This window comes from Reinekea blandensis MED297 (assembly GCF_000153185.1).
Lineage (GTDB): Bacteria > Pseudomonadota > Gammaproteobacteria > Pseudomonadales > Natronospirillaceae > Reinekea > Reinekea blandensis.
Genome location: NZ_CH724152.1, coordinates 663,936 through 672,488, shown reverse-complemented (window position 1 = coordinate 672,488; position 8,553 = coordinate 663,936). Strand labels below are relative to the sequence as shown.

Annotated in this window: 6 protein-coding genes; 1 reads left to right on the top strand and 5 read right to left on the bottom strand. The window is 50.3% G+C overall.

What is annotated here, in order from left to right; genetic code table 11:
• Positions 1-818: 818 nt before the first annotated feature.
• From dapB to grpE, 4 genes are all read right to left on the bottom strand, one after another.
• On the bottom strand, positions 819-1,625 hold the full coding sequence (gene dapB, locus MED297_RS14710; protein WP_008046267.1) for a 4-hydroxy-tetrahydrodipicolinate reductase: 807 nt from the start codon (positions 1,623-1,625) through the stop codon (positions 819-821).
• 210 nt (positions 1,626-1,835) lie between these two features.
• Entirely contained in the window at positions 1,836-2,960 is a 1,125-nt protein-coding gene (gene dnaJ / locus MED297_RS14705) for a molecular chaperone DnaJ (protein ID WP_008046265.1), read from the bottom strand.
• A gap of 105 nt (positions 2,961-3,065) precedes the next feature.
• Entirely contained in the window at positions 3,066-4,988 is a 1,923-nt protein-coding gene (gene dnaK, locus MED297_RS14700) for a molecular chaperone DnaK (protein ID WP_008046263.1), read from the bottom strand.
• An 84-nt stretch (positions 4,989-5,072) separates the two neighbouring features.
• Positions 5,073-5,675: a nucleotide exchange factor GrpE gene (grpE, locus tag MED297_RS14695; protein ID WP_008046261.1), complete on the bottom strand. Its 603-nt coding sequence runs from the start codon at positions 5,673-5,675 to the stop codon at positions 5,073-5,075.
• A gap of 248 nt (positions 5,676-5,923) precedes the next feature.
• Between grpE and recN the strand changes: the two genes are divergently transcribed.
• The gene (recN, locus tag MED297_RS14690; protein ID WP_008046259.1) at positions 5,924-7,597 is read left to right on the top strand and encodes a DNA repair protein RecN; all 1,674 of its coding nucleotides are present in this window, start codon (positions 5,924-5,926) and stop codon (positions 7,595-7,597) included.
• An 82-nt stretch (positions 7,598-7,679) separates the two neighbouring features.
• Here recN and MED297_RS14685 read toward each other — a convergent pair whose 3' ends face one another.
• On the bottom strand, positions 7,680-8,165 hold the full coding sequence (locus MED297_RS14685; protein WP_008046257.1) for a TlpA family protein disulfide reductase: 486 nt from the start codon (positions 8,163-8,165) through the stop codon (positions 7,680-7,682).
• Between the last annotated feature and the right edge of the window lie 388 nt (positions 8,166-8,553).

The window sequence follows — 8,553 nt, the reverse complement described above, 5'->3', positions numbered from 1 at the left end:
TCATCCGGATTGGATTGTTAGTCCTTGTTATCATTAACACCGCATACAATTAACGTAAATTGAAGGCAGTGTCAAAACGTAACTGAGTGAAAGACTAAAGAACAAAAATGTCATCAGTGTGAAACAGGGCGATTCGCATCGGCTGGGCTGGTGACTCTCGTTGTCTTTATTTTTCATCCCAGGGTTGTTCGGTAGCCCGACCAACCATCGCGAACTATAAAACCAAAGCCGGTAACGTTGGTCAACTACTTTTTTTGCTGTTTTTCGCTTGAAATGGCCTTTTCAGGGGCCTTTGGAACCCACCTTGATGAAAATCAACTTTCGTTGACCTTCAGAATGACAAGGACTGACTTTTTTTGTCAGTTTTAGGTTTTCATCAGCAGTCCTTTCAAACATCTCACTCCGTCATTGGGAGTTGATGTAAATCAACAATCAATTTCCAACAGGTTAATAGTTTCTGGTTCAAACCCAAAAAGGCACAAAAAGTTTTTAACAAATTCTCGGCACTTTCATTTCGATTGCATCGATTAAAAAGCTGACGAAAACCCACATGAATCTCTACTAAAAAGACGTTCACACCAGGCTCGTTACCTGAACCATTTCCATGATGGATACCTACTTTCAGCGTTGATCTTTTGATCCGGTAAAAACAGCAAAAGGCTAAGCATAAAGAAGTATAAAAGGCAGGTTTTTTATGAAATAAAGGGGTTATTTACCGACCAATGCGGATTGCTCTGCTGCTTGCTGGTCAATCAGTTTGTATAGCCATTCAATGGCGATGCCCCGAAAACGGGAAAGCATCGCCGAAAAGTCTGGGTTTATCGGCTAAAACCCAGGACATCTTCCATACTGTATAAGCCTTTCGGCTGGCTTAACAGCCAGCGCGCAGCACGGACCGCCCCCCTGGCAAAGGTCTGTCGACTGCTGGCTTTGTGGCTGATTTCGACCCGTTCGCCTTCACTGGCGAACATTACAGTGTGCTCACCAACGATATCGCCCCCTCGAATGGTCGAAAAACCGATACTGCCGGGCTCACGAGCCCCAGTGATCCCTTCACGAGAAAACACACCGACGTCTTTCAGGTTAACGTCCATCGCCTCCGCAACAGCTTCACCCATCATCAAAGCCGTACCACTGGGCGCATCGACCTTATGGCGGTGGTGTGCTTCTATGACTTCGATATCACTGCTTTCACCAATAATTTTCGCCGCCTGTCGTAACAGCTGCAGCGTTAAGTTGACGCCGACAGAATAGTTACCAGCAAAGACCATGGGCACTTCATTCTGATAACTACGAAGCGTCTCTAACTGCTCATCAGAGAAACCTGTCGTCCCTATTACCAATCGACCGCCGAGTTCTTTAGCCACAGAAAGGTGATTTAACGTCGCCTCCGGAGCGGTAAAGTCGATCAAGGTCACCTCAGGGTTCATCACCTGCCTGACTTCGTCGGTCACAATCACATCCAGCTTGGGACGCCCAATCAGTTCGCCGGCGTCAATGCCGATAAAGCCGGAGTCATCACGAACCACGGCACCTGAGAGTACAACGCCATCGGTAGCACATACCGCTTCAATCAGCGCTCGCCCCATGCGGCCATCCGCACCGGTTACCACAATTTTCTGCATAATCTGACTATCCTGAGTTCGTTGGCTTACTGGCATTCTAAACGGTTTAGCACTTTGAGCAAAAACGGTATATATAGTAGTAAGAGTTCTGATCGACAAAGCCACCCGATCGACACCATCGGTAATCATCGCATCGTAACCCTGCCAAACCACGAAACGAAAACGCCTTGTGAACACGGGGCGTTTGATAGTTTGCTTGAGCCGACGATATTACATCTCGCCAAAGAACTTCTTAACACCGTCGAACCAGCCTTTACTTTTCGGCGAATGCTTCTTGCCTTCGAGTGACTCCTGCAACTCCTGAAGCAGCTCTTTCTGCCTGGAGGTCAGATTAACCGGCGTTTCGACCACCACTCGGCACATCAAATCACCGACACTGTGGCCTCGGACCGGCTTAACACCCTTGCCACGCAACCTAAAAAGTTTACCTGTTTGCGTTTCGGCGGGTATTTTCAGCTTCACTCGGCCATCGAGAGTCGGCACCTCCAGTTCACCACCCAGTGCCGCCTCGGCAATGCTGATCGGTACTTCACAGTAGAGGTTCGCGCCGTCTCGTTCGAAGATAGCGTGTTTGCGAACATGAATCTCAACATAAAGATCACCCGCCGGACCGCCATTCCGACCCGCTTCGCCCTCGCCTGACAGGCGAATACGATCCCCGGTATCCACACCGGGTGGGACTTTAACATTAAGAGTTTTGGTCTCTTCTTTGACACCTCGACCATAACAGCTACCGCAAGGATCTTTGATGATCTTACCGGCGCCAGAACAGGTCGGACAGGTTTGTTGAACGGCAAAAAAGCCCTGTTGCATACGCACCTGTCCGGAACCGCCACAGGTCGAACAGGTCGTTGGAGAGGTGCCCTTTTTGGCGCCCGATCCATCACAGGTGTCGCAGTTCACAAGCGTTGGCACCCGAATGGTTTTCTCGATACCCCGGACGGCCTCTTCGAGCGTCAGCTCCAGATTGTATTTGAGGTCGGAACCACGCTGTACAGACGAGCGACCCCGGCCAGCACCACCACCGCCAAAGATATCACCAAATACGTCACCAAAGATGTCACTGAAGCTACCGGCACCCGCACCGGCTCCGCCAAACCCGCCTTGCCCGTCGACACCGGCGTGACCGAACTGGTCGTAAGCCTGACGTTTTTGCGAATCAGACAGGATCTCATAAGCCTCGCTCAGTTCCTGGAACTTAGCGCTGGCTTCTTTGTCATCCGGGTTACGGTCCGGGTGATACTTCATAGCCAACCGACGGTAGGCTTTTTTAATTTCCTTTTCGTCGGCGCCTTTACTGACACCCAATACTTCGTATAAATCGCGTTTTGACATATTCTCTGTTGCCCTGATGGATACAAAAACGCGGGCCTGTAGACCCGCGATCGTTTCCCTGCGTTTTAAGCGCTTAAGCGCGTAACAAGCAAGTCACAGGTTTGCTTACTTATCCTTCACTTCTTCGAACTCAGCATCGACGGCGTCATCTGAACCGCCTTCTGCCTGTTCGCCAGCATCTGCACCCGCTTGAGCGCCTGCATCCTGACCCTGCTCAGCATAAATCTTCTGTGCAAAGCTGCCCGATGCCTGACTCAATGCCTCAACAGATTTGTCGATGGCGTCTTTGTCATCGCCTTTCAGTGCTTCTTCCACGTCTTCACAGGCTTTTTCGATAGCGGCTTTTTCCTCATCGGTCGCTTTATCTTCGTTTTCTTTCAGCGACTTGCGGGTTGCGTGAACCAGGCTGTCAGCGGTATTACGCGCCTGAGCCAGCTCTTCAAACTTCTTATCTTCTTCCGCATTCGCCTCAGCGTCTTTCACCATCTGTTCGATTTCTTCATCGGACAGACCAGAGTTCGCTTTGATCACGATAGATTGCTCTTTACCGGTGCCCTTGTCTTTCGCAGACACGTTCAGAATACCGTTGGCGTCCAGGTCAAAGCTGACTTCGATCTGTGGCACACCGCGCGGTGCTGGCGGAATGTCAGCCAAATCGAATCGGCCGAGAGACTTGTTCTGACCGGCCATTTTACGCTCACCCTGAAGGACATGGATGGTCACAGCTGCCTGGTTGTCATCGGCCGTCGAGAACACCTGACTTTTCTTCGTCGGAATCGTCGTGTTCTTTTCGATCAATGACGTCATCACGCCACCCATGGTTTCAATACCCAGTGTCAGCGGGGTCACGTCTAACAGCAGAACGTCTTTTACGTCGCCTGACAGTACTGCACCCTGAATAGCGGCACCCATGGCCACGGCTTCGTCTGGGTTCACATCACGACGGGCGTCTTTGCCGAAGAACTCAGCCACTTTCGACTGAACCAAAGGCATACGGGTCTGACCACCCACCAGAATGATTTCATCGATATCAGAAATATCCTGATCTGCATCTTTCAACGCAGTGCGGACAGGCTCCAAAGATCGCTCAACCAGATCTTCAACCAGTGATTCCAGCTTCGCACGGGTCAGTTTAACGTTCAGGTGCTTAGGACCAGATGCATCCGCCGTGATGTACGGCAGGTTGACATCAGTTTGCTGAGCGCTAGACAGCTCAACCTTGGCTTTTTCAGCGGCTTCTTTCAGTCGCTGCATCGCCAGCGCATCGCCTTTCAGGTCGATACCAGAATCTTTCTTGAAGGACTCTGCGAGGTAGTCAATGATGCGCAGGTCAAAGTCTTCACCACCTAAGAAGGTGTCACCGTTAGTCGCCAGGACTTCAAACTGGTGCTCGCCATCCACTTCAGCAATCTCGATGATCGAGATATCGAAGGTCCCACCACCTAAGTCGTAAACTGCGCAAACGCTGTCGCCACGCTTTTTATCCATACCGTAGGCCAGTGCAGCAGCCGTCGGTTCGTTGATGATGCGTTTGACATCCAGACCTGCAATCTTACCGGCGTCTTTTGTCGCCTGACGCTGGGAGTCGTTAAAGTACGCAGGAACGGTAATCACCGCTTCGGTGACTTTCTCACCGAGGTACTCTTCTGCCGTCTTCTTCATTTTTTTGAGAACTTCAGCAGAAATCTGAGGTGGCGCTTTCTTGTCGCCTTTCACTTCCACCCACGCGTCGCCATTGTCGGCCTTTGCGATCTTGTAAGGCACCATCTTGATGTCTTTCTGAACCACGTCGTCTTCAAAGCGACGACCGATCAGGCGCTTAACCGCGTACAGGGTGTTTTCAGGGTTGGTAACAGCCTGACGCTTCGCTGGCTGACCAACCAGAATTTCACCATCGTCAGCAAATGCAACGATGGACGGGGTTGTGCGGTCACCCTCTGAGTTTTCGATGACCTTGGCTTTATCACCTTCCAGTACCGCCACACAAGAGTTGGTGGTCCCGAGGTCGATACCAATGATTTTGCCCATGTTAAATCACTCCGTAAATGTTCGTTCTTAATGCTCACCTATATGTGAGCCAATCTGTCTATTTCAAGGCTGATGCATTTGGCATCATGCCGTTTCATCGATTTTGGCGGCTGGGGCACCACCTTTACTAACCATAACCATCGCAGGACGAACCAGCCGACCGTGAAGCTGATAGCCTTTTTGCATTACTGCGATCACGGTATTTGGCTCAACTTCAGGATTTTCAACCATCGACATCGCCTGATGCAGCTGCGGGTCGAAGGGCTCGCCTTGAGGATCAATCGCTTCAATACTGAACTTACTGAATACGTCCTGAAGGCCTTTCAGAGTCATTTCGACCCCTTCTTTAATGGCATTCACATCAACGTTTTCGCCTTCTGTGGAAACGATGGCCCGTTCAAGATTGTCGGCAACGGCCAACAGCTCTTTGGTCAGCTTTTCCTGACCAAATTTGTGTGCGTTCTCAACGTCCTTTTCGACACGACGTCGGAGGTTCGCCATCTCAGCTTCTGCCCGGACGTACTGATCCTTCATCTTAGCCGCTTCGTCCTGAGCTTGTTCCAGCTGGACTTTCAGGGCCTCAACATCAGTTTCGGACGCATTAGCTTCATCGCGAGCTTCAGACGCGTCGAACTCGTCGGACGCGTTTTCAAGGATTTCTTCGACTGGTTTCTCTTCGCCTGTCATGTCATACCTTCTGTAAAAGACCATGGTTAACGTTCTGACGCCCCCGTTGATGGGGCATTTACCCATTATTTTCAAGGGGTTAATAACGCAGTTTTTTACCGAATAACGAACTTCCTGCACAGTTCGAGACGACCCACCAAAGAACCGCTTGATCCATATACAGTTTAACTGTATATATATACATATCCATTTACGCAAAATGACTCACCTCAGAGGTGACTGGTCTGCAAACTGGTGGAGAGATAACCATGCTGCTGAATCTGATCATTCGGAACATTGCCATCGCAGATAATATTGATATCGACTGGTCTCCAGGTATGACATCAATTTCCGGTGAAACCGGCGCAGGCAAGTCGATTTTACTGAACAGCCTGGGGCTGGCCCTGGGTGAGCGGGCAGAAAGCCACATTGTGCGCCATGGTGAGAAACGAGCTGAAGTCGTTGCCACCTTTCAAATTGAACGCATTCCTCAGGCTAAAACCTGGCTTGAAGCTCGGGATCTCGATGAAGGGGATGAATGCATCTTGCGACGGACCGTCTCCAAAGAAGGCCGCTCCAGGGCCTTTATAAACGGGCAGCCCGTTCCTCTGGCAGAACTGAAGAAACTGGGTGAGTTTCTCATCGACATTCACAGCCAGCACGCCCATCAATCCTTATTGCGAACAGACACCCATTTGAGGCTGTTAGACGATTACGCGCAACTCAATGATCTGAACGAGAAGGTCCGGCAGAAATGGATTGCCTGGCACGGTCTTGATCGCAAGTATCAGCAATTAAAAAACGCTGTCGAAGAAGCCGAATCTAAACGACAACTTTTAGAGTACCAATGCCAAGAATTGGAAGAACTGAATCTGGGTGACGACGAAGTTGAAGCACTGGAGGCGGAGTTTAAACGCTTCAGTCAAAGTGAGCGCTTCCTGCGGCATACCCACGCCGCCAGCGGATGCTTAGACAATGATGAGGGGCTTGGTGCGGTATCTGCCCTGAAACAAAGCCTGAACGAACTACGGCAGCTGGATGACCCCTCTGAATCACTCAGTAGCGCTCGGTCGTTGTTGGAAAGCGCGTTGATCCAAGCTGAAGAAGCCATGCATGACTTACAATCCTTTGCCGACTCCGTTGAAGTCGATGAAGAGCGTCAGTTTGAAGTTGAGAGCCGGCTGAACAGGATTCACGAACTCTCCCGCAAGCATCAGGTCAACTCAGAGTCGCTACCGGCGCACTTCCAGCAGTTGCAGCAAGAACTGTCTGAACTGGATTCCAGTGGAGATACGCTCGAATCGATGGAAAACGAGCTTAACATCCGTCGTGAGGACTATGAAAAAACGGCCTTAATCCTGTCCAAGAAGAGACGAAAAAGCGCCGTCAGCTTCCAACAGGAAGTTGTGGAAAAGTTGGCTCAGCTGGCTATGCCCGGTGCGAACTTTCAGGTAAACGTCACTTCGTCTGGCCAGGCAACGTCGTCTGGGATGGATACGGTTGAGTTTATGGTCAGTTTAAACCCCGGTCAGCCCATTCAACCGCTGGCCAGAGTTGCCTCCGGCGGTGAACTGTCGCGGATATCACTCGCCATTCAGGTCATCTGCGCTGAACATTCAACCATTCCAACGCTGGTGTTTGATGAAGTCGATGTCGGCATCAGTGGCGCTACCGCAGAAATTGTCGGTCATATGCTGCGCAGTGTGGGTCAACGAGGGCAGGTGCTTTGTGTTACGCATCAGCCGCAGGTCGCTGCGCTGGGACATCATCACTCAATCGTGAAAAAACAGATGGCTGATGATTCTACGACCACCCGAATTGTTGGTATTTCGGATCAGGACCGTGTCAGCGAGATCGCTCGCATGCTTGGTGGCATTGATATCACAGCACAAACCATGGCTCATGCCCGCGAGATGCTGGTCTCTCATGAGAAGTCCCATTAAGAGTTTTCCATTTCAACAAACAAAACGCCCCGGTACAAACCGGGGCGATACTGATCGGACAATAACCATTCGATGTTCGATATCAGCGTGCCGCTAACTCCAACAACAGTTCTTTAGTCTCCTCTTTGCCTGCAAAGCCACCCTTAATCGTATGAACAACACCGTCTTTGCCGACGATGTAGGCATAAGGAAACCCTTTCGGTGCAAAGTAGCTGACGACTTTTTGAGTCTTATCTGACACATTCAGAAAAGATACCGGAGTTGATTCGAGAAACTGTTGCGCCAGAGCCGGATCTTCATCGGTGTTAATCCCTAAAAAGAATACCCCTTGGCTTTTAAGCTCTTCGCTCAGTTCACTCATGATCGGGAACGACTTCTTACAGGTCGTACACCAACTTGCCCAAAAATCGACGTATATGACTCGTCCTTTCAACTGAGCGGTGTCTAACATTTTCCCGTCCAAAGTCGGGATTTTGAACGACGGAAAGGTGTCGCCCACCTTCACTTCCGCCAGGCTGCATACAGAAAACAGCAGGGCACTTAAAGTTAATAATATTTTTTTATACATTCTCTCTACCTATCGCCACTATTCAGAAAGGGTTCAGTTCGCTGCAAGTACTGCAACTAAGCCACGCAGCCTGCCGTGTTGGTGGACAAGATACGAATAAAGATCAGGCTCTGTGCTATTGGTACTGCGACACCCGACCACAGCAACATTCTAAGCGCAGGGAGAGAAATTCCGTTTGAACCGGTTCACGGTCTGACGATAAACCTTAAGGGGTAATACTGACCATTTAGGTCACCTGATCGGGGAGATCCGAGAAGTCTCGGTAAGCTTAGCCATTCACCACTCGAACTTGCTTCGGTAACGAGTCGCTCTTTGAGATGGCAATCAAATTTAACAGGGAGAAACAGAGGACAGAAAAGCACCGCAAGCCGGCATCACCGGCTTGCAA